This window comes from Streptomyces sp. NPDC002306, assembly GCF_053593435.1.
The window spans coordinates 261,345-281,690 of record NZ_JBSFCK010000002.1 but is presented as its reverse complement, the minus strand read 5'-3'; the positions used below and the strand labels follow the sequence as shown (position 1 = coordinate 281,690).

At 68.9% G+C, this 20,346-nt stretch carries 20 protein-coding genes; 13 read left to right on the top strand and 7 right to left on the bottom strand.

What is annotated here, in order from left to right:
• The first annotated feature begins 179 nt into the window (after window positions 1-179).
• Window positions 180-515, top strand: coding sequence for a hypothetical protein (locus tag ACWCQK_RS05660; RefSeq protein ID WP_451152247.1), 336 nt, complete (start codon window positions 180-182; stop codon window positions 513-515).
• Between the two features lie 227 nt (window positions 516-742).
• Here the strand turns inward: ACWCQK_RS05660 and ACWCQK_RS05655 are convergent, their stop codons facing one another.
• On the bottom strand, window positions 743-1,156 hold the full coding sequence (locus tag ACWCQK_RS05655; RefSeq protein ID WP_451152245.1) for a pyridoxamine 5'-phosphate oxidase family protein: 414 nt from the start codon (window positions 1,154-1,156) through the stop codon (window positions 743-745).
• A 183-nt stretch (window positions 1,157-1,339) separates the two neighbouring features.
• Here ACWCQK_RS05655 and clpB point away from each other — a divergent pair, with 183 nt between their 5' ends.
• The gene (clpB, locus tag ACWCQK_RS05650; RefSeq protein ID WP_451152243.1) at window positions 1,340-3,937 is read left to right on the top strand and encodes an ATP-dependent chaperone ClpB; all 2,598 of its coding nucleotides are present in this window, start codon (window positions 1,340-1,342) and stop codon (window positions 3,935-3,937) included.
• Window positions 3,938-3,956: 19 nt separating this feature from the next.
• On the opposite strand, the gene ACWCQK_RS05645 is transcribed toward clpB, so the two are convergent.
• Window positions 3,957-4,466, bottom strand: a complete 510-nt coding sequence (locus ACWCQK_RS05645; RefSeq protein ID WP_451152241.1) for a hypothetical protein — start codon at window positions 4,464-4,466, stop codon at window positions 3,957-3,959.
• A gap of 89 nt (window positions 4,467-4,555) precedes the next feature.
• Here ACWCQK_RS05645 and ACWCQK_RS05640 point away from each other — a divergent pair, with 89 nt between their 5' ends.
• Complete coding sequence (locus tag ACWCQK_RS05640) at window positions 4,556-5,086, top strand: YbjN domain-containing protein (protein ID WP_385789139.1); 531 nt, start codon at window positions 4,556-4,558, stop codon at window positions 5,084-5,086.
• A 13-nt stretch (window positions 5,087-5,099) separates the two neighbouring features.
• Here the strand turns inward: ACWCQK_RS05640 and ACWCQK_RS05635 are convergent, their stop codons facing one another.
• Both ACWCQK_RS05635 and ACWCQK_RS05630 read right to left on the bottom strand, forming a co-directional pair.
• Window positions 5,100-6,308: a hypothetical protein gene (locus tag ACWCQK_RS05635; protein ID WP_451152239.1), complete on the bottom strand. Its 1,209-nt coding sequence runs from the start codon at window positions 6,306-6,308 to the stop codon at window positions 5,100-5,102.
• 91 nt (window positions 6,309-6,399) lie between these two features.
• Entirely contained in the window at window positions 6,400-7,590 is a 1,191-nt protein-coding gene (locus ACWCQK_RS05630; protein ID WP_451152237.1) for a pyridoxal phosphate-dependent aminotransferase, read from the bottom strand.
• 280 nt (window positions 7,591-7,870) lie between these two features.
• On the opposite strand from ACWCQK_RS05630, the gene ACWCQK_RS05625 reads away from it, so the two are divergent.
• The gene (locus ACWCQK_RS05625) at window positions 7,871-8,119 is read left to right on the top strand and encodes a hypothetical protein (RefSeq protein WP_451152235.1); all 249 of its coding nucleotides are present in this window, start codon (window positions 7,871-7,873) and stop codon (window positions 8,117-8,119) included.
• Between the two features lie 1,294 nt (window positions 8,120-9,413).
• The gene (locus ACWCQK_RS05620; RefSeq protein WP_451152233.1) at window positions 9,414-9,827 is read left to right on the top strand and encodes a hypothetical protein; all 414 of its coding nucleotides are present in this window, start codon (window positions 9,414-9,416) and stop codon (window positions 9,825-9,827) included.
• Between the two features lie 887 nt (window positions 9,828-10,714).
• On the opposite strand, the gene ACWCQK_RS05615 is transcribed toward ACWCQK_RS05620, so the two are convergent.
• The 3 genes from ACWCQK_RS05615 to ACWCQK_RS05605 all read right to left on the bottom strand — a co-directional run bounded on the left by ACWCQK_RS05615 (window position 10,715) and on the right by ACWCQK_RS05605 (window position 12,948).
• Window positions 10,715-11,275: a cysteine hydrolase gene (locus tag ACWCQK_RS05615; RefSeq protein WP_451152231.1), complete on the bottom strand. Its 561-nt coding sequence runs from the start codon at window positions 11,273-11,275 to the stop codon at window positions 10,715-10,717.
• 20 nt (window positions 11,276-11,295) lie between these two features.
• Window positions 11,296-11,994 (bottom strand): hypothetical protein, encoded by a 699-nt coding sequence (locus tag ACWCQK_RS05610; protein WP_451152229.1) that lies wholly within the window; start codon window positions 11,992-11,994, stop codon window positions 11,296-11,298.
• A gap of 597 nt (window positions 11,995-12,591) precedes the next feature.
• Complete coding sequence (locus tag ACWCQK_RS05605; protein ID WP_451152227.1) at window positions 12,592-12,948, bottom strand: GntR family transcriptional regulator; 357 nt, start codon at window positions 12,946-12,948, stop codon at window positions 12,592-12,594.
• 211 nt (window positions 12,949-13,159) lie between these two features.
• Between ACWCQK_RS05605 and ACWCQK_RS05600 the strand changes: the two genes are divergently transcribed.
• The 8 genes from ACWCQK_RS05600 to ACWCQK_RS05565 all read left to right on the top strand — a co-directional run bounded on the left by ACWCQK_RS05600 (window position 13,160) and on the right by ACWCQK_RS05565 (window position 20,325).
• Window positions 13,160-13,519: a hypothetical protein gene (locus ACWCQK_RS05600; protein WP_451152225.1), complete on the top strand. Its 360-nt coding sequence runs from the start codon at window positions 13,160-13,162 to the stop codon at window positions 13,517-13,519.
• The gene (locus ACWCQK_RS05595; RefSeq protein ID WP_451152223.1) at window positions 13,516-14,298 is read left to right on the top strand and encodes a hypothetical protein; all 783 of its coding nucleotides are present in this window, start codon (window positions 13,516-13,518) and stop codon (window positions 14,296-14,298) included. The genes ACWCQK_RS05600 and ACWCQK_RS05595 overlap by 4 nt, the downstream gene beginning before the upstream one ends.
• Window positions 14,299-14,300: 2 nt before the next feature.
• On the top strand, window positions 14,301-14,972 hold the full coding sequence (locus ACWCQK_RS05590) for an HNH endonuclease (protein ID WP_451152221.1): 672 nt from the start codon (window positions 14,301-14,303) through the stop codon (window positions 14,970-14,972).
• Between the two features lie 179 nt (window positions 14,973-15,151).
• Entirely contained in the window at window positions 15,152-16,627 is a 1,476-nt protein-coding gene (locus ACWCQK_RS05585; RefSeq protein ID WP_451152219.1) for an ATP-binding protein, read from the top strand.
• A 250-nt stretch (window positions 16,628-16,877) separates the two neighbouring features.
• The gene (locus ACWCQK_RS05580; RefSeq protein ID WP_451152217.1) at window positions 16,878-17,117 is read left to right on the top strand and encodes a helix-turn-helix transcriptional regulator; all 240 of its coding nucleotides are present in this window, start codon (window positions 16,878-16,880) and stop codon (window positions 17,115-17,117) included.
• A gap of 586 nt (window positions 17,118-17,703) precedes the next feature.
• Window positions 17,704-18,966 (top strand): tyrosine-type recombinase/integrase, encoded by a 1,263-nt coding sequence (locus ACWCQK_RS05575; protein WP_451152215.1) that lies wholly within the window; start codon window positions 17,704-17,706, stop codon window positions 18,964-18,966.
• 180 nt (window positions 18,967-19,146) lie between these two features.
• A complete protein-coding gene (locus ACWCQK_RS05570) occupies window positions 19,147-19,416 on the top strand; it encodes a hypothetical protein (RefSeq protein ID WP_451152213.1) in 270 nt (89 codons plus the stop codon).
• Window positions 19,417-19,779: 363 nt separating this feature from the next.
• Window positions 19,780-20,325: a DUF2617 family protein gene (locus tag ACWCQK_RS05565; RefSeq protein ID WP_451152211.1), complete on the top strand. Its 546-nt coding sequence runs from the start codon at window positions 19,780-19,782 to the stop codon at window positions 20,323-20,325.
• Window positions 20,326-20,346: the final 21 nt, after the last annotated feature.

The window sequence follows — 20,346 nt, the reverse complement described above, 5'->3', positions numbered from 1 at the left end:
CCGACTATGCGTAAGAGAATGCTTCGCTCGGTACTTGCCGCTGCTCTTTCCGCCGTCGTGGTGTTCGGGGCCGTGAGCGGCCTGGCCGGCAAGTCGAGTGACGTTCATGCGGACAGTGGTTCGATTGCGGTAGTCGTCGGGGTGGACCACACCGACGACACTTCCTGGGACTGAGCGTGATGACCACCCCACCCGACGACCGATCCTTCCGCCGCGAGATGGCCACCGCCTATCGCTCCGGATGGCACTTCATCGACCTGGTCACCGCCATCCCCCACAGTGGTGACTCGCTGATGGTGACCGTCTTCGGAGAGCCGGTGGTGGTCACGCGGGACGAGGAAGAGGACGTACGGGCGTACCGGTGCCTGCGGCGGCCTCGGGGGGCGCCGCAGCCCGTGCGGTGTGCCATCCGGTACGGAATGATCTTTGTGAATCTCGACCAGCGGGACCACCGGCTTGCGGAGCCGGACATCCCGGATATCAGGACCATATCTGCCACCCCCCGCAGTGCCTGACGCGATTCCCCCGTCGTAAAAGATCGCGCAGGTACTTCCCCCCGCAGCGGCGTCACCGTGACCTGAACACGGTGACGCCGCTGCAGTTTCACGGGATATTTCCAGGTATGGGTTCGCCGCGGGCTGACCGAAAACCGTCACTCGCGACCCGCCGTCCACCCGCCTTCGCCCCTTCGGCCCCCGCGGCCCCACGGCTTCGGCCCCTCGGCCCGCTCGCGTCGCTCGCGTCAGCCCCGTCCCATCGCCCGGGTCAGTTCGATCTCGATCACCACGCGGGCCGGGTTCGGCGCGGGCACGCGCGCGTAGCGCTCGGCGTAGCGCCGCTCCGCCTCCGCGACCCGCTCCGGATCGGTGCGGACGAAGGCCCGGCCCTCCAGCGTCGCCCAACGGCGGCCGTCCACCTGGCACACGGCGACCGGCGCCCCGGCCGGCCCCGCGGCCCGTACGTGGCCGGCCTTCGCGCTCGCCGTGTTCGTGATCACCCGAGCCAGACGCGCCTCGGGGTCGTATGTCACCCCGACGGGCACGACGTGCGGGGTGCCGTCGGGGCGCGGTGTCGTCAGGGTGCACAGGTGCCGTTCCCGCCAGAAGGAGAGGTACGACTCGTCCGGGGTGCCCGGGTCCTGCGGATATGCGGCCATGTCCGGGAACTTAGCCGTTCCGCCTCCCGGACCCGGCCTTGAGTGGAATAGACTCAACTTTGTGTACGTTCGGTGAGTCAGCGCTGGGAGACGTTCGTACCGCGACGACCCACCGCGCGGCGCACCGGGAATGACGCACGGGACGACACGGCAGAAGGCCGACGCCAGGAGGAGAACGCGAACGTGGACGCCGAGCTGACCAACAGGAGCCGGGACGCCATCAACGCGGCCGGTACCCGCGCCGTTTCGGAAGGGCATGCGGACCTCACCCCCGCCCACCTGCTGCTCGCGCTGCTGGCCGGGCAGGACAACGAGAACATCATCGACCTGCTGGCCGCCGTCGACGCCGACCAGGCCGCCGTGCGCACCGGTGCCGAGCGGGTGCTCGCCGGGCTGCCCAGCGTGACCGGGTCCACCGTCGCGCCCCCGCAGCCCAACCGTGAGCTGCTCGCCGTCATCGCGGACGCCCAGCAGCGGGCCGCGGAGCTCGGCGACGACTACCTCTCCACCGAGCATCTGCTGATCGGTATCGCCGCGAAGGGCGGCGCCGCCGGGGACGTACTCTCCCAGCAGGGGGCCGGGGCCAAGCAGCTTCAGGCGGCCTTCCGGAAGACGAGGGGAGGGCGCCGGGTGACCACCGCGGATCCCGAGGGGCAGTACAAGGCACTCGAGAAGTTCGGGACCGACTTCACCGCCGCCGCGCGGGAGGGCAAGCTCGACCCCGTCATCGGACGGGACCAGGAGATCCGGCGGGTGGTGCAGGTGCTGTCCCGCCGCACCAAGAACAACCCCGTCCTCATCGGCGAGCCCGGCGTCGGCAAGACGGCCGTCGTGGAGGGGCTCGCCCAGCGGATCGTGAAGGGGGACGTGCCCGAGTCCCTGAAGGACAAGCGGCTGGTCGCGCTCGATCTCGGGGCGATGGTGGCCGGGGCGAAGTACCGGGGCGAGTTCGAGGAGCGGCTGAAGACCGTGCTCGCCGAGATCAAGGGCTCCGACGGGCAGATCATCACCTTCATCGACGAGCTGCACACCGTCGTGGGCGCCGGGGCCGGCGGGGACTCCGCCATGGACGCCGGCAACATGCTCAAGCCCATGCTGGCGCGCGGTGAACTGCGCATGGTGGGCGCGACGACCCTCGACGAGTACCGGGAGCGGATCGAGAAGGACCCGGCCCTGGAACGGCGGTTCCAGCAGGTGCTGGTCGCCGAGCCGACCGTCGAGGACACCATCGCCATCCTGCGCGGTCTCAAGGGCCGCTACGAGGCCCACCACAAGGTCCAGATCGCGGACAGCGCGCTGGTGGCGGCGGCGACCCTGTCCGACCGGTACATCACCTCCCGTTTCCTGCCCGACAAGGCCATCGACCTGGTCGACGAGGCCGCCTCGCGGCTGCGCATGGAGATCGACTCCTCCCCCGTCGAGATCGACGAACTCCAGCGTGTCGTGGACCGGCTGAAGATGGAGGAGCTGGCGATCGGCAAGGAGACCGACGCCGCGAGCCGGGAGCGGCTGGAGAAGCTGCGCCGCGACCTCGCCGACAAGGAGGAGGAGCTGCGCGGCCTCACCGCCCGCTGGGAGAAGGAGAAGCAGTCCCTGAACCGGGTGGGCGAGCTGAAGGAGAAGCTCGACGATCTGCGCGGACAGGCCGAACGCGCCCAGCGCGACGGCGACTTCGACACCGCGTCCAAGCTGCTGTACGGCGAGATCCCGACCCTGGAGCGCGACCTGGAGGCCGCCTCCGCGGCCGAGGAGGAGGTCGCCCGGGACACCATGGTGAAGGAGGAGGTCGGCTCCGACGACATCGCGGACGTCGTCGCCTCCTGGACCGGCATCCCGGCCGGCCGGCTGCTGGAGGGCGAGACGCAGAAGCTGCTGCGTATGGAGGACGAGCTCGGCAAGCGGCTCATCGGCCAGTCCGAGGCCGTACGGGCCGTCTCCGACGCGGTACGGCGCAGCCGCGCCGGCATCTCCGACCCGGACCGGCCCACCGGTTCCTTCCTCTTCCTCGGCCCGACCGGCGTCGGCAAGACCGAGCTGGCCAAGGCCCTCGCCGACTTCCTCTTCGACGACGAGCGGGCCATGATCCGCATCGACATGTCGGAGTACGGCGAGAAGCACAGCGTGGCCCGCCTGGTCGGCGCCCCGCCCGGCTACATCGGCTACGAGGAGGGCGGACAGCTCACCGAGGCGGTCCGCCGCCGCCCGTACAGCGTCGTCCTGCTCGACGAGGTGGAGAAGGCGCACCCGGAGGTCTTCGACATCCTGCTCCAGGTGCTCGACGACGGCCGCCTGACCGACGGTCAGGGCCGTACGGTCGACTTCCGCAACGTCATCCTGGTGCTCACCTCGAACCTCGGCAGCCAGTTCCTCGTCGACCCGCTGACCGGGGAGGCGGAGAAGAGGGAGCAGGTGCTGGAGGTGGTCCGGGCGTCCTTCAAGCCGGAGTTCCTCAACCGGCTCGACGACCTGGTCGTCTTCTCGGCCCTGTCCAAGGAGGAGCTGGGCCGCATCGCCCGGCTCCAGATCGACCGCCTGGCCAGGCGGCTGGCCGAGCGCCGGCTGACCCTGGAGATCACCGACGAGGCCCTGGCCTGGCTCGCCCACGAGGGCAACGACCCGGCCTACGGCGCCCGGCCGCTGCGCCGGCTCGTGCAGACGGCCATCGGCGACCGCCTCGCCCGGGAGATCCTGTCCGGCGAGGTCAAGGACGGCGACACGATCCGCGTCGACGCCTTCGGCGACGGCCTCATCGTGGGCCCGGCGACGGGCAAGACGCTGTGACGTACTGAACGCCCGGCGCTCAGTAAGTGGACGCCTCGAACGTGACGAGGGCGGTGTCCCCCGCGGGCCCGCCCTCGTAGTGCACGCTGACGTCCACGTCGTACGCGCCCGTCGTGTGCCCGTCGTCCGGGTCGTTGCGCACGAACGCGCACACGTCCACGTCCTCCTCCCCGTACGCGGCGCAGGACGCCGGGTGTTCGGCCGTGGGGAACGACGTCGCCAGCCACTCCGTCACCGCGGAGCGCGGCATCCGGAACGAGCCGTCGTACGCCTGGCCGCCCCAGGTGTACGAGGTGCACTTCGCCGCGCTCGCGCCCGCCGGCAGCGAGGCCCCCGCGAACTCCAGGGCCTCGTCGCAGCCGGCCTCGCTGACCGTGCCGGGCGGGTCGTCGCTCGACGACGCGAGGCTGCTCGCCTCCCGGACGAACCCCACGCCCACCACGATCACGAAGGCCAGACACAGCCACCACAGGCCCCACCACACCTTGCGCACCCGCGCCACCCCCTGACGTCCCGATGACCAGATCATGACGGTCCGTGTGACAGACCCCTCCGGGGTTGCCACTCCCCGCCTCGCATGGGGGAGGATGGCAGAATCCGTACGAAGGGAAAAACACGGTGACCATCGACCCGTCCTCGATTCCGAACTTCGGGGGCCAGCCCGAGCCGCAGCCGCAGGGACCTGCGGGCCCCGTCGTCCCGGATCAGGACCTCGTGAAGCAGCTCCTCGACCAGATGGAGCTCAAGTACGTCGTGGACGAGGAGGGCGACCTCGCCGCTCCGTGGGAGCAGTTCCGCACGTACTTCATGTTCCGCGGCGAAGCGGACCAGCAGGTCTTCTCGGTACGGACGTTCTACGACCGGCCGCACAAGATCGACGAGAAGCCCCAGCTGCTGGAGGCCATCGACGACTGGAACCGTCGCACCCTCTGGCCCAAGGTCTACACCCACACCCACGACGACGGCACCGTCCGCCTCATCGGCGAGGCCCAGATGCTGATCGGCACCGGAGTCGCCCTGGAGCACTTCGTGTCGTCGACGGTCAGCTGGGTCCGGGCCGCCATCGAGTTCGACAAGTGGCTCGTGGAGCAGTTCGGCCTGGAGCAGGAGGTCGACGGTACGGAGGAGCCCGGGGACGACGAGGAGTAGTCCGCCCCAGGACCTACAGCGGCGTGCGCGCGACCACCACCAGGTACGCGCCGTAAGCGAACGAGAGCCCGGCCAGGGCGCCGACCACGACGGTCGCGTGCCAGGGCCGGGCTCTCGCCGTCCGCACCAGCGCCTGTGCCACGGGCAGCAGCAGCGGGAAGGCGGGCAGCAGGAAACGCGGCTTGGACGCGAAGAAGCCCGAGCCGCCGAGGGCGACCAGCAGCAGGACACCGCTGTAGACGACGAGGGGCGGCGGGGCGCGGTCGACGAGGAGGAGGACGTAGAGGAGCACCGCCGCCGCGACGATCACCAGGGTCATGGGGAGGACGAAGCGGTGCCCGTGCAGCAGCAGGTGGCGGACGAAGCGCAGCGCGCCGGCACCGAGGTCGAAGCGTGAGCCCCACCGGCGCTGCACCGCGAAGTAGCCGCCGAACAGATCGCCCGTACGGCCGCCCACCCACAGGACGTACGCGCTCCAGCCGAGCGGGGCGAGCGCGGCGCCCGTCCACAGCCTGTGGGAAACCTGGCCGAGCCGCCGCCGCTCCCGCCAGACCTCGCAGCCGGCCGCGGCGACGACGGCCGCCGCCACCGCGAAGCCGTTGGGCCGGGACAGCCCCGCCAGCGCGGCCAGCGCCCCCGCCCACAGCCAGCGCCGGCGCAGCACCGCGTACAGCGCCCAGGCCGCGAACGCCGTGAGCACGGGTTCCGTGTACGCCATCGACAGCACGACCGAGTGCGGGAGCAGCCCCCACAGCAGCACCAGCGCGGCGGCGACGGCCCGGCCGTACAGCAGGGCGCCGCACCGGTGGATCCCGCAGGCCGCCACCAGGGCCGCCAGCCACGACACCACCAGGGCCGCCGTGCCCACGTCGAACGGGCCGAGCGCGGACAGCCCCCGCGCCAGCGCCGGGTAGAGCGGGAAGAACGCCAGGTCGCTGTGGACGACCCCCGGTCGTACGTCGAGGGTGCGGCCGTAGCCCCGCGCGGCGATCCCCAGGTACCAGACGGAGTCCCAGGACCCTTCCAGCAGCGCGAGCGGCTGCCGTCCGGCGGACCGGGCGGTCACGGCGAGCACGGCCGCGCCGGTCAGCCGGGCGGCGGCGAACAGGCCCACGGCGGTGCCGGCCGCCGCGAGCAGGGGCGGCCGAGGGCGGGCGCGGCCCCGGGTCCCAGGCTCCGGCAGCGCGGAGCGGGCGGGGGCGGTGGTGCTGGCGTGGCTCACACCCCGCACCCTGCAAGGGCGCGGTGGCGCGCGCGAGCAGGGCGGGGCCGAGCGGGTACGGTCGCACCGCGCCCGGCGTGGCGGCGTGACGTCAGGCGGACAGGGCCTTCAGCCGCCGCACCGCCTCCTCCAGCACCTCCGTACGTTTGCAGAACGCGAAGCGGACGAAGGGCGCGCCGGCCTCGCGGTGGTCGTAGAAGACCGCGTTCGGGATGGCGACGACGCCCGCGCGTTCCGGCAGGGCGCGGCAGAAGGCGAACCCGTCCGTCTCGCCGAGGGGGCGGATGTCGGTGGTCACGAAGTAGGTGCCGGCCGGCCTGAAGACCCCGAAGCCCGCCTCCGCGAGGCCCGACGCCAGCAGATCGCGCTTGGCCAGCATGTCCGCGCGGAAGGCGTCGAAGTAGGAGTCGGGCAGCGCCAGCGCCTCGGCGACCGCGTACTGGAACGGCCCGGACGACACGTAGGTCAGGAACTGCTTCGCCGACCGCACCGCCGTGACCAGGCCGGGGGCCGCCGTGATCCAGCCGACCTTCCAGCCCGTGAAGGAGTAGGTCTTGCCCGCCGAGCCGATCGTGACGGTCCGCTCGCGCATGCCGGGGAAGGTGGCGAGCGGCAGGTGTTCGGCCTCGTCGAAGACCAGGTGCTCGTACACCTCGTCGGTGACCACCAGCAGGTCGCGTTCCACCGCCAGCTCGGCGATCGCCGTCAGCTCCGCACGGGTGAGGACCGTGCCGGTCGGGTTGTGCGGGGTGTTGACGAGGAGGAGCCGGGTGCGGTCGGTGACCGCGGCGCGCAGCTCGTCCAGGTCGAGGCGGAACGCGCCGGCGTCCGGGCGCAGGGTGACCGGCACGCGGGTGCCGCCGGCCATCGCGATGCAGGCGGCGTAGGAGTCGTAGTACGGCTCCAGGGCGATCACCTCGTCGCCCGGCTCCAGCAGGGCGAGCAGCGAGGCGGCGATGGCCTCCGTGGCGCCGGCCGTGACCAGCACCTCCGTGTCCGGGTCGTACGACAGGCCGTAGCGGCGGCGCTGGTGCGCGGCGACGGCGGTGCGCAGCTCGGGGATGCCGGGGCCCGGCGGGTACTGGTTGCCGCGGCCGTCGCGCAGCGCGCGCACCGCGGCCTCCCGGATCTCCTCGGGGCCGTCCGTGTCGGGGAAACCCTGGCCCAGGTTGATCGCGCCGGTCCGCAGGGCCAGCGCCGACATCTCGGCGAAGATCGTCGTCCCGAACTCGGCGAGCCGGCGGTTGAGGAAGGGGCGTGCGCTGGAGGTCATGCCGGCCATCCTGCGCCGAAGCTCTGGAGTTCCTCAACTCACCTACGCCCGTTGGCACCTGCGGCAGTTCACGGTGTGCCGCCCCTGAGCAGGGGTGGGGCTGTCGTCGACTGTCGTCAGTTGTCGCAGTTGGTCGCCCCCGGACGGCCCACAGACGGCCCGGCTCAGAGCGACCAAAGCCTGCTGACCGAGGGCGCGATCTGGAGGAGGGGGCCGACCCTGGCCAGGGGATATACCATCCCGCGTCACGGATGTAGATGCCAGTGCAGGACGCCGATCGGGAGAAGGCATGACAAACAGCTCTTACGCGAAAGAGATCATAGGACCTGACGACGTTGCCTTCTCCGATGTGTGGCTCATCGGCGGGTTCCTCGTCTTCGGGATCGTCGCGGTGGGCTACAACGCTTGGCTCATCAAGAAAGCTGAAGACCGAAGCTGGAAGCACGGCTGTGTACTGGCTTGGTGCGCCACCATCTACCTGGGTCTGGCCCTGTACGCCTTCGTTTGGGCCTTGGTCCACGCCATCGACAACGGTTAGAAAATCCCCAAACCGCCACCAACTTCCCCAGCTCCCATACCTTCCGGCGTCAAGACTCTTGTCGCTCGCCTGCATCAACCGCAGAGGTCTTGCGGCCTCGCCTGGCTGCCCGGATTCGGTCGATGATGGGCCACGCGGCTCCTATAAGGAAGGCGATCGCCCCTACGCCCAGACCCCATCGAATCAACGGCGGTTGGCTTCCGCCCACCGCGCGAACGCCAGCCCAGACCGCTCCGGCCGTGCATCCGAGCCCCTGCGGCCACCAGCGGTCTTGGTCTTCCTCGGTTTCTGTCATGTTCCCACCAGTTTAATCCGTGATGATCTCACTCGCGCCCACCCACCACTCACCCAAGCTTCCATCCCGTCTGCCGTCGGCCCACACACCGTGGAGCGGGCGTGGTTCAGGGCGTCAAGGTGGAGCGCCCTGCTGGACGAACGACCTTGACGCCCTGGGCCGCGACTGCTCGGCTCTGCCTGGGTCGACGGCAGACGGGATGGAAGCTCCCAGCACACGCCACACTCGGCCGGCACCCGCGAACGGCGCCCCCGCCATCTCGGAGCCTGAGCGCCCCCGCCGGAGGCTCGTTCTGACGCGCTGACGTTATGCGGTGATCACCTCATGGCCCCCGGCCTCACCCGCTGCGGGCGCGCGTCGGCGCAGCGCGGGCGGAGCGGGCCGAAGGCAGGAGCGGCGCCCGCAGCGGAGCCGGGAGCGCGCCCGGCGGAGCGGAGCGCAGCCGGGGCTTGATGAGGCAGAGGGACCCGTAACTCCGGTCTGTCTGAGGAGTTGTCTTCTGTCTTGTCGCTTGTCTTGTCGCTTGTCGGCTCGCAGGTCAGAGCCTGCGTCAGACACTCCCACAGTGCGGTCTCGTCTCTCGCGACAAGCGACAAGCGACAAGCGACAAGCGGCAAGCGAGGCCGGCAGAGATGTGTACTGCCCCGCGATGCCGTTGGCGTCGGGCAGAAAGCAGGGAGGAGCGGCCTTCGGCCGCGTGCCCCTTGGCAGCTCGCTGCGCTCGCGCGGCGACGGCTGTCGGGGTGAAGGCCCCTGGGGCCCGCCAAGGCCAATGCAGTTGCGTTAGCTCGGCTCTCCAGGGAACGACGGGACAGCACCTGACGGTAACGCAGGTTCTGGGCCACGACGGGCGCGGCCCGTCGGCGAGCTGTACCTTTCGCGTTCGGCGCCCTTCCACCGCGCCGAACACTTTCGAGATGGGTGATCCACATGAACGCCCCTGCAGGCCCCTTGCCCCCTGGTCCTCATGGACTGGTACGTACCTTCAAGCTGGGGGCGGTGCAGGCCACCGGCCTCCTTCTAGGCAGTTTCCTCTGCGGCACTGCTCTGGCCTACCTCCTCGTGGAGGCCACTGGCGGGCACATGACGGCGGCGGAGCTGTGGTCGTGCCTGTCGTCAGCCGTGGTCGCGAGCGCGGTCGTTCCGGCCCTGCCTCCCTCCTACCGCGTCGAACTCAACGACAACTGCCTGGTCCTCCGCGGAAGCGGGCGCCGCGAGATCGCGTGGCGGGACATCATCGGCCTGGAGATCCGGAAGACCGTTGGCATCCGGACGGTCGTCGTGCAGGTGTCCGACGGACGCCGGATACCGCTGCGCGCGCCGATGTCCTTCCTGGACCGCGGCTTCGACGACAAGGCCAATGTCCTCAGGGACTGGTGGACCGCCCGCCGGGGTCGCCCCGAGTGCGTGTAGCGCCGCCGTTGATTCGCCGGGAGCACGCGGTCGACTCGGCCGCGTTCGCCGACTGGGAGAACTCAGACCTGCTCACGTCATAGCTGGCGTGGCTTGTCGTGTACTTCGTCCAGGCCCTGTGCCCGGTTTCCGCTCCTCCTACGCGCGCGTGCGCGTAGGGCCCCTCCTCGGAAAGCGCGGCAACTTAGAAACCCACAGGTCAGACAGCGGTTGCGGGGTCAACTAGTGCGGGCGGTGCAACCAGCGGTATCAACAGCCGCGAATCGGGCAGGATGGCGGCCGGTAGCGACGCCGCACGCACAAGCAAGAGGAGCACCACGGGCGGGGGCGTGCTCCTCTTGCTTGTGCGTGTGCCAGAGGGCAATCCAGGGGGGCGGCCGAACCGCCCCCTTGGAATGCCGTCCTGAGGGCCTTCCAAGGGGCGGACGGCACGCTGGGGTGAGTGCCGCCGGGCCCTGTTCGCCCGCGTGACTTACCGAGGCTCTTCAGGGGGCAGGGCGTACACGATCCTGTCCCCCTGAAGAGCCGTCCTTTCTCTCTTACTAGAGAGTTAGGGGAAGACAGCGTCCGCAGCGTCCGCAAGGCCTCACTCACCTTCTCTGACCTGCGCATTTCTAGCGGACGCTAAATAAAATGTTTAGCGTCCGCTAGCGTCCGCAGCGTCCGGTAACCCCGAGTCACTGAGAGCCCATTTCCGCAGGCCACAGCGGCTCTTAGCAGGAGGAGAGTTGCGGACGCTGAGTGCTTCGTAACGACGAAGAGACCACCCGCGCCGGCGCGCCGGGAGGGCACCCCTTTTTCTAGGGGCGCAACGGCCGTCGTAGCCCCGAGCGTCGCCGCGCGAGCGTAGCGAGCTGCCCGAGGTCGCGCGGCCGTGGCCGCTCGCTCTATCGTGCGTGAGCGCGCGCGACCGACGAAGATTCCGGAAGCAGCGAACGTGGCACATCGGTTGTCTTGATGATCTGGTCTACGCCGATAAATCTGCTAGCTACCAGAATCCCGGCGTTGTGCACGGCGGAGCCAGCGTGGCTCGCTGACGCGTCTTCAAGAAGCCATGGCGTGAGATCCCGTTCGAATGCATCAACCGCAGTCTTGAGTACGCAGCTTTCTGTGGCGATGCCGCAGATATAAAGATCGGTCCATCCGTGTTGCTGAACGAGTTCTGCGCCTTCATCCGAGAACAGGCTGTAAATCGTCTTGTCCAGAACGGCCGTTGCTTGCCGCGTGAAAGGGATAAGCTCTGAGACGATATCTGTCTGGGGTGAATCCTGTAGCGCAGTCCAGTGAATCATGCGCTCAAATGGACTTCCGGGATAGTTCAGATAGCGGGTGAAGACCACGTCACCCCCGTTCTCTTGCCAGCGAGAAACAAGATCCGCAATCACGGGGATCACGGGCTTAGACGGTTCGCGAATGAAGCCATTTTGTGCGTCAACCACGATGAGCACGGCCTTATTTGTGTCCACCATTACTGCCCTTCGCATTCACGTAGCGTATCTACGGCTTGTGACAGGTGTCGCGCAAGACCACTGGTTTCCACAATGGCTTCACGCATGGCCCGATGCTGGGATGTCTCCCGAGGACGTTCAGTCGTTATTCGCGACCTGATTCCTCTAAGGAATCGCCACCCGAACTCTGGTGGTATTTCGGGGTCAAGCCCCTTTTCCACCTGTCCCCTGATGTGATCGCAGTACGCCCAGATGGCCTGAACGGCCAGTTCGCAGGCCACTAGGTCTCGCTCGGACAGTCCTCGCTCCGGTGCGACTGGGTGATATACGACACCAGACCAGGACGCAAACCCATGAGAAATGCCCTTGATTCCGAAATTCGCCATATCCGGATGATTGAATCCCTCACGCAAGAGCGCTTGTTCGATCAGGGTTGCGTGCCCGAACGAATCCCGTGTGTCGCTGCGGACGTCATCGCGTTCGAGCAGAACGCGCGGCATACATATTAGCCTTAGCGCCGTTTCCAGTTGGATGCCAGACCATGCTGAACGATCCAACCAATAGAGGCTGAGCACATATGAGGCGTTCACGTCTTCGGTGCCAGTGATCCTGCGCAATTCTTGTTGCGCCCAAGCCATGTTCTCCTCGTAGGAGGACCGACGCCAAACGGCCAATTCGGCCACTTGCTCGATCGCTCGATTCTCAACGACGTGGTACATGACGACACCGAATGGCCAACTGTAAAGCGTGCAATGAGCGCCAGAGAGAGGGACTTCGGTTCGGTGGCAGTCGATCCATTGAGTTTCGGCGCCGCTCATCTCTTGCGAATCAGCCAGTTTGGCCGCAACGGCAGGGCCCACGAAAATCGGAATGAATTTATGACTCCGCAAGTCACAGGTTGGCGCTGCCCCAACCTGAGATCCTGCGTCTAGGTCACCGAAGAGATCGTGAGCAGATTTGCTATATGCCTCACAGAGTAGGCGAGTATAGAAGTCATCTGGCCGAGCGACCCGACCTGTCTCAATCCGATACAGAGCCTTTTCGAGGGCGGCTAACCCGGGGGAAGTCCATCCCTTGCTTGCACAGAGGGAATCTAAGGCCTTGGCTAGTCGGGGCCTACCCCACCCCCGTTCACCCCTGAGGCCAATCAGTACCTGATTTGGAACTAACCGCTGATCCTTATCGGTTGTCCCCCTGTCCATACCTCGTGTCCCCCTGTCCATGGACGCACTGAGTGTCCAGCACTGTCATTCCCTGTCGTCTGCCGGTGCTCTCTCGTCGGAGGCACGCTCGGTGCATGCCAAATCGACGGTTCATCAGGAGTCCGCTCGCTCAAGAGCTTCAAGCCGGGCTCGGATCTCTGCCACTTCCCCTCGCAGCTTGTCCACTTCGGCGCATCCACACGCGCTGGGGTCGGCCGGCGGAGCGTCCGCCACCTTGGGAAGTGCCTTGACGAAGGTGCCTTTGCCCGCCACGGATTCGAGGAAACCGGCGCGCTGGAGCTCTTGCACCGCCCCTTGCACTGTCATCTCGGCTACGTCGAACTCGGACGTCAACTCCCGCAGTGACGGGAACTTCGTGCCCACCTCGTACTGCCCGGTGGCCAGTCGCTGTCTGAGTTCATCCAGGATTTGCGCTTTGAGCGGCCTCGCTCCAGTTCGATTGATCGGCATAGCTCCAGGCTACGCCGGGCACCCCAGTGCGCACTAGAGGACCGCAGGGGGTTGACGAGCAAGGCACCCTAGTGCACCGTAGTGCACAGCAAGGCACCCAACGGGTCGTCGGTGTTAGCGCACCAAAGGCCCGTTGGGGCCAACAAACGCAGGAGCGGCCCTACCGCCAAGCAGATAGCCGCTCCATGACCCTCGAAGGGGTACAACCATGATGCCTGCAACCCTTCTGTCCGGCCTCCCGTCTCTGCCGGGCCGACGCGTGAACGTCTTCGGCGAGCCGGACGAAGAGGAGTCCGTCCGGGTCGCGGTCCCGGTCGTGGCGCACCTGTCGTTCGCCGACATGCTCGCGCTGCTGATGGAGTCGGGCGGCCTCGTATACGAGGAGTTGGACGACGACCAGGCGGTGCGGGACGCGCTGCACTTCGCGATCCTGGCCACCGACGTGGTCATGTTCGAGGACAAGGCGGCCGCTGCCCTGACGGTCCTGCACGGCCGTGGAGAGCGGGACACCGTGAAGTGGGCCCGCGCTCTGGCCGCCGCGATCACCCGCGTGTACGGGGTCGCGGCGTGACGAACGTGACGGACGCGCTGTACGCGCAGGTCGCTCCGAGTGCGGCGCCGGTCTTCTCCCTCGCGGAGATGGACCGGCGCCCCGCCGGGGAGGACTTCCCCACCATTCCGATCCTGGGTTTGGAACTGACGGTCACGGAAGCCGCCGCCGCACTGTTCGAGACGGCCGCCGACGAACTCGCCGTGCCGGTCCCCGACACGGACACCCTCTACGACGCGCTCAATGGCGCCGTGCGCACGCTTGGTCCGGCCGGGATCGCGGACATCACGCCCACGTTCGAGGACCTGCCCGCCGATGAGTTCCCCGAGGTGGCGCACTGCCGCCGGTTCGCCTACCGGCTCGCCCTGTCGTTCTGGTACGAGGGCGCCCGGTCCCGCCCGATGACGGCCGGGGAAGTCGGCGTGGCCATCTACCTGTCCAGCCTGGACCGGTACCGCATGGCCGCGTTCCGGGAGCTCCCGCGCCGGAAGCTGATGGTGGCCCGTGCCGTCCACGAGGGAGTGACGGCTGTGCCGATGGAGACCCTGATCCGTCTCGGTGCGTTCATGGCTGGAGAGTTCGGCCGGACCGCCGACCGGGACCGGGACCGCGAGTGGCTGTACAAGCAGGCTCTGCCGGACTACCAGCGTCGCCGGTTCGCGTTCGACGTGGTGCGGTGGGACCGGAGCCAGCCGGCGCCCCTGATCGTGCGTCCGGACGCCGGGGGCTACCTGGTCGGGCTAACCCCGCCGGCAGCGCCTGACGGCCTGTGGCTGCGGTCGGCCCGGACGGAGTGGTGAGCATGCGCCGTGTTCACCCGCTCAACTCCACACGGCGCCGCGTACGCAAGGAACAGCTCGCACGCCGTCATGGGCAGCGCTGTGCCTACTGCCGCCGCCCGTTCGTCGACCTGAGTGAAGCCACCCTCGACCACATCGCCCCGCAGTCGCTGTGGCGCACCTGGTCGGTCACCTCGCTCGTGCTGGCCTGCGCCGACTGCAACCAGGCCAAGGCCGATCGGCTCCCGCTCTCCCTCGCGCTCCTGCTCTGCTCGACGGGCGTCACGTACGCGTCGACGCCCGTCGAACCACCCTGTGAAACGGAGGACAACGCCACGGCTCCCACCTGTGTGACGACCCGCGTCACACCCCGCGCCGACCCTGGATCGACGCCCGTCGACCCGACCCGCGGCGCGCAGTCGACGCCCGTCAACCCGAGCGTCGTGAACACCTGCGTGTTCACGTGTGCATCCGGGATCTGGCTCCTGCTGGCCCGACTTGCTCATGCCCACCACCCGGTGTTCACGGCCGTGTGGTCGGCCGACTCCGACGGCGAACGGTCGACCCCTCACCTGCATGAATCGACCCGTCCCGCTTGCCTGGCGCGGCGGCCGTCGACCCGACCCGACTGCCTGCGAACGTCCCGCCCCGTGCGGACCTGTTCAGGGCCGACCGGAGAGGCGGTCCCGGCGTGAACACTCCCGTGAACGGATCGACCCGCCCCGTGAACACCACGCCCGTACACCCGTCCGCACGTGCGGATGAGACATCCGCACGTGCGGATCGGGCGCCCGCACGTGCGGACCGCACGCCCGCACGGCCGCCGCACGGTGGTTCGGGGGAGGACAAGAAGCCGCCTGCTGCGGCCCGGATCGTGGCCATCGCCCGCGAGCGGTACCGGTTCGTGATGTCCACCGACGCCCGCCCGTACGCGGTCGCCCTGGACGGCCCGAACCTCGTGCTCCCGCTGCGGGGCAAGGCGGGCCTGCGCCAGCGCCTGGCCCGCGTGTTCGCTGACGAGTACCCGGGAGAGGTGGCCTCCCAGTCCGCCCTGGCGGACGCGATGACCGTCCTCGAAGGGCTCGCGGAGGACACCGACCCCGTCACGGTGAATCTGCGGGTCGGGCGTGACCCGGCCGGCGCGGTCGTGGTCGACCTCGGCAGCGTGGACGGCCGCGCGGTCGTCGTCTCCGGTCTCGGCTGGCAGATCGTCGACCGGGCCCCGGTGTTGTTCCGCCGCTCCGGGGCCATGGCGCCGATGCCCGAACCGGTGCTGGACGGCGACGGGCTGGCCAAGCTGCACGCGGTGCTCAACATGGACCAGTCCGCGTTCCGTCAACTCGTCGCGTGGCTGGTCGCGGCCTGGATTCCAGAGATCCCGCACCCAGCTTTGGTCTGCAAGGGCGAGCAGGGCACGGGCAAGTCGAAAGCCGCGCAGATGTTCATCAACCTCGTCGACCCGTCCCCGGCCGCCAAACGCAGTCAGCCGCGCGACGAAAAGGCCTGGTCGCGGCAGGCGTTCAGCTCATGGGCGCTGTGCCTGGACAACGTCTCGACCATCCCGCCGTGGCTGTCGGACACCCTGTGCAAAGCCGTGACCGGCGACGGAGTGGTCGACCGGGCCCTCTACACCGACGACGACGTGGTCGTGCTGACGTTCAAACGGGTGCTGGCCATGACCACCATCGACGCGGGAGCTCTCGCGGGCGACCTCGCGGAACGCGTCCTGATGCTGGACTTGCAGCTCATCGACTCCCACCGGCGCCGCTCAGAAGAGGAACTGGACGCCACCTTCGCGGCCGTCCGCCCGGCCGTGCTCGGGGCCCTGTTCGACGTGCTGGCCTGCGCGCTGGCCGTACTGCCATCGGTGCGGCTGGAGTCCATGCCGCCCATGGCCGACTTCGCCCGCGTCCTCGCCGCGGTCGACCAGACCCAGGGCTGGAACACCCTGGACGACTACCTCGCCACCTCCGCCAACGTCGCCACCGACGCGATGGAAGGCGACCTGTTCGCCCTGGCCATCGCGGCCCTGGTCGACCAGGCCGGTACCTGGCAGGGCACCGCCGGGCAGTTGCTCGAAGTGCTGCCCGCGCCGTTGGTCCGGCCGCCGAACTGGCCCAAGGACGCCACCCGCGCGAGCGGACGCGTCAAGCGCCTCGCCCCGCTGCTGCGGTCCATCGGGATCACCGTGGACGACACGCAGCGTAGCCAGGACCGGCACCGGCACCGACTCCTCACCCTCGCCCGTGCGGCACCCGAGGACGAGTCAGCGTCCGCACCCGAACAGTCCTCTCTCTGGCCGGAGGTAGCCCCACCGGGGAGCGGCAGTACCCCACCTGAACAGCCATGACGTAGCCGGAACACCCGCCGGGCCGGGCCGCACACCAGCGGCCCGGACACGTCGAAACTGCGGACGCTACAGCCGTCCAGCGTCCACAGCGTCCGCACTAGCGTCCGCATCCGTCACCCTCACTGAACTGCAATAACGCGGCCGCGCGGACGCTAGGGCGCTGCGGACGCTGCGATACACCAACTCTCTAGGACAACGACCGGCACCACTCCCACGCACCGCCACCACGGACACGAGGAGTCACCACCGCATGGCCCCCAAGGAACCTTCCGACCCGCGCGCCACACTGCGCGGCGGCCTCCCGGACCGCTACCTCACCCCGGAAGACCTGGTCACCATGTTCAGCCTCCCGAGCGTCGAAACCGTCTACCAGTGGCGCCGCAAGCGCATCGGGCCGACCGGCTTCCGCGTCGGCCGCTACCTCCGCTTCAACCCCGCCGCCGTACAGGCATGGGAGACCGAACGGACCGCGCTCGACGACGCTGCCTGAGCCGTCCGGCCAGCGGGGAGACACCGCCGGCCGGTCCGGGGAAGCGGGGAGAACTCCCCAACCGCCTCCCCGGACCGCATCCCCCGCACTGATCTGCGCAGACAGTCATCTGGGGAGGCGGGGAGGCGCCGCGGAGACCCTCCCGGAAACGCCCCCTGGAGACCCAGCCAGGCCCCTGTCTCCGCCTCCCCGCCGGGCCCGCCGGACCCGACGGCCACAGGGAGGAACCGCCTCCCGGGTCAGGGAGGCAGGGAGAACTCCCTGACCGCCTCCCTGACCCACCACCCTCCACCTGATCAGCGCAGATGACCTCTCAGGGAGGCAGGGAGGCACGCTCCCCGCACCCCCGAAAACCCCCTCAGGAAGCCACCCGAGGGCCCCTGTCCCTGCCTCCCTGAGACACCGCCCGAGGGTGCTACCGGTAGCGGCCTCACTCGCTACCGGTAGCAACCCCGCTAGCACCCCAAACCCCCAGCGATCAGGCCCCTAGCAAGTAGCGGGCCTGGCCCAGCACGCCCCGAAACCGGCCGGACAGGACCCAACCGGGCCCCGCCGCGCCCTGCTACGGAGAAGGGAGTCAGCCCCCATGGCTGGCCACATCCAAGACCGCTGGTTCAAGACCGAGACCGGCACGGACGGGAAGAGTGTCCGCGTCAAGAGCGACCGCCACGGAACCGGAATGCGCTACCGGGCCCGGTACATCGGCCCCGACAGCTCGGAGAAGTCCAAGAGCTTCCGCGACGGACAGAAGCGCCTCGCTGAGAAGTGGCTGAACGCCATCGAGACCGACATGACGCGGGGTCAGTACACCGATCCGAAGTCCATGCAGATCACGTTCCGGCAGTACGCCGAGAAGTGGTTGGACAGTAAGACTTCCAGCCCGATGACCCGGAAGGAACTCGGCCGGCGCCTGCGGCTGCACGTTTACCCGGTGATCGGCTTCCGGCCCGTTGGGACCTTCCGGCCCGAGCACATCCGGGAGCTCCTCGCCGGGTTGGAAGCGAAGCCGGGCGTCAGCGCTTCCTACGCTCGGAACATCTTTGCGGACGTTCAGTCGGTTCTGTCCGCTGCTGTCGATGACACCCTGCTGTCGCGCAATCCGTGCGGCGCGCGGACCGTCCGGCGGCCCAAGCCCGACGCGCATCCCGTAGTCCCATGGGCGCCCGCTCAAGTGTTCGCTGTTCGAGCGGCCCTACTGGAGCGGTACCAAGCGATGGTCGACGTTGGCGCCGGATGCGGGCTACGCCAGGGCGAGGTGTTCGGACTGGCTGAGGACGCCATCGACACCGACGGACACGCGCTTCGCGTGGTCCGCCAGATCAAGCACGTGGAGGGACACCCGGTTTTCGATCTCCCCAAGGGCGGCAAGAAGCGAGACGTGCCGTTGCCTGCCTCCGTGGCGGAAGCGCTCCGGGCGCACATGGATGCCTGGAAGCCTGTAGAGATCACGTTGCCGTGGCGCGTGCCGGAGGGGCCCAAGGTGTCCGCCCGGCTGATCTTCACGGCCGAACACGGGGGCATGGTGTGGCGCAGCAACTTCAACGGCAAGGAGTGGAAACCTGCCCTTGCTGCCGCGAGCCTCATTCCGGAAGCGGACGAGAACGGCAAGTACGAGTCGGCCCGCGAGCACGGGATGCACGCCTTGCGCCACTTCTACGCCTCCGCGCTGTTAGACGCGGGAGAGAACATCAAGGCCGTCAGCGAGTACATGGGCCATGCTGACCCGGGGCTGACACTGCGGGTGTACGCCCACTTGATGCCGGACAGCCGCCAGCGGGCCCGCAGCGCCATCGACAAGGTGTTCCAGCGTGTCTCCCAGGAAGCTCACGGCCCACAGACGGCCCAGTAACGCACGGACGGCCCCTGAACTGCTCTTCTGTGCAGGTCAGGGGCCATTTCCCGTAGAGAACCCTCTGAAGTTCCTCAACTCTGCTTTGGGCGTCGGTCAGGACGGGCATCCCCCGGTCACGCAAGGGTCGAGGCGCCCACGGGGGGCCGCTTCGGGGGAACGGGAAGGAGGGGTGACGTCATGGTCTTCGGCATCATCCTGGCAGTGATGGTGGTCCTGGTGGTGGTCGTGTTCGTGGGGGCCGCCGTGTCGCGGGGCGGCGGGGCGCGGTCGCGCGGCGGGGGGCGCGGCGGCAGCAGCTGGTGGGCCGGCGGGGGAGACGGCGGTTCGTCCTGCGGCTCGTCCGGCGGTCACTCCGGTGGTCACTCCGGCGGTCACTCGTGCGGGGGCGGTTCGTCCTGCGGCGGGGGGTCGTCCTGCGGGGGCGGGGGCGGCTGCGGGAGCAGCTGAACGCCGGGAGCCGGCGCGGGCCGGGGGAGCCGTACGGGGAGGGAGGGGCTCGGACTGGTGTCCGGGCCTCTCGCATGCGCGGGCGTACGCCTCGCGCGCCTGGCGCACGCCGTGCTTGAACAGTTGAGCTGTGGAGCCCTCTGAGGGATGGAAACCCCACGAACTTGGGTAAAAACGCTGTGGCGGGACCACACTTCATGATTCCCTCTAAACCACCATCGCAGCCCCTCGGACGTCTTGCGCGGACACCCTTCCCGACTGGGCTGACCGGGCCGAATTCCCGCCGTCGACCGGAGTCGACCGGAGTCGACCGGGGTGCGCCGGACCAACACCCCTTTCTTTGCGTGCTTGCGGAGCCGATCCATGCTCACGACCCTGAAGACCTCCTACACCGACACGCGCGCGGCAGATCTCGCCTGGGCCCTGGGGCGTGAGCCGCTCCCGGCCCTGGCCACCCTGGACCTCGAACTGGAGAATGCGAAGCTTCAGTTGAGACTGCTCGGCGCGTCCCATCAGGTGCTGCTGGAACAGGAACAGGGCTGTTGTTCGGAGACGGTGGCGTGCATCCCCGGCAGCAGTACGCCCCTTCCGCTCGGCGTGGCCAAGCGGGTCGGCGACTGGGAGTACGAGTTCGCCGCCCGGGTCGAGGTGCTGTCGCCGGGCTCGTTCGCGGGCCGGGCGCAGGAGTTGCTGGCCCTCGTCTCCGATCACCCGAACGGCCTCGCGGGCGTCTTCCCCGGCAGCCCGCACGCCTTCACCGCCATGCTGGCCCAGCGGCACGAGGGGCAGGTGCACTGGCGTACGTGGCACGCGTATCCGCAGGACGGGCAGCTGGTGGCGACGCGGACCCGGGTGGGAGCCCGGGTGCCGCTGGGGCAGCTCGGCCAACTGAGCCGGTCGGGGGTGTGACACCCGTCCGAGGTACGGCGC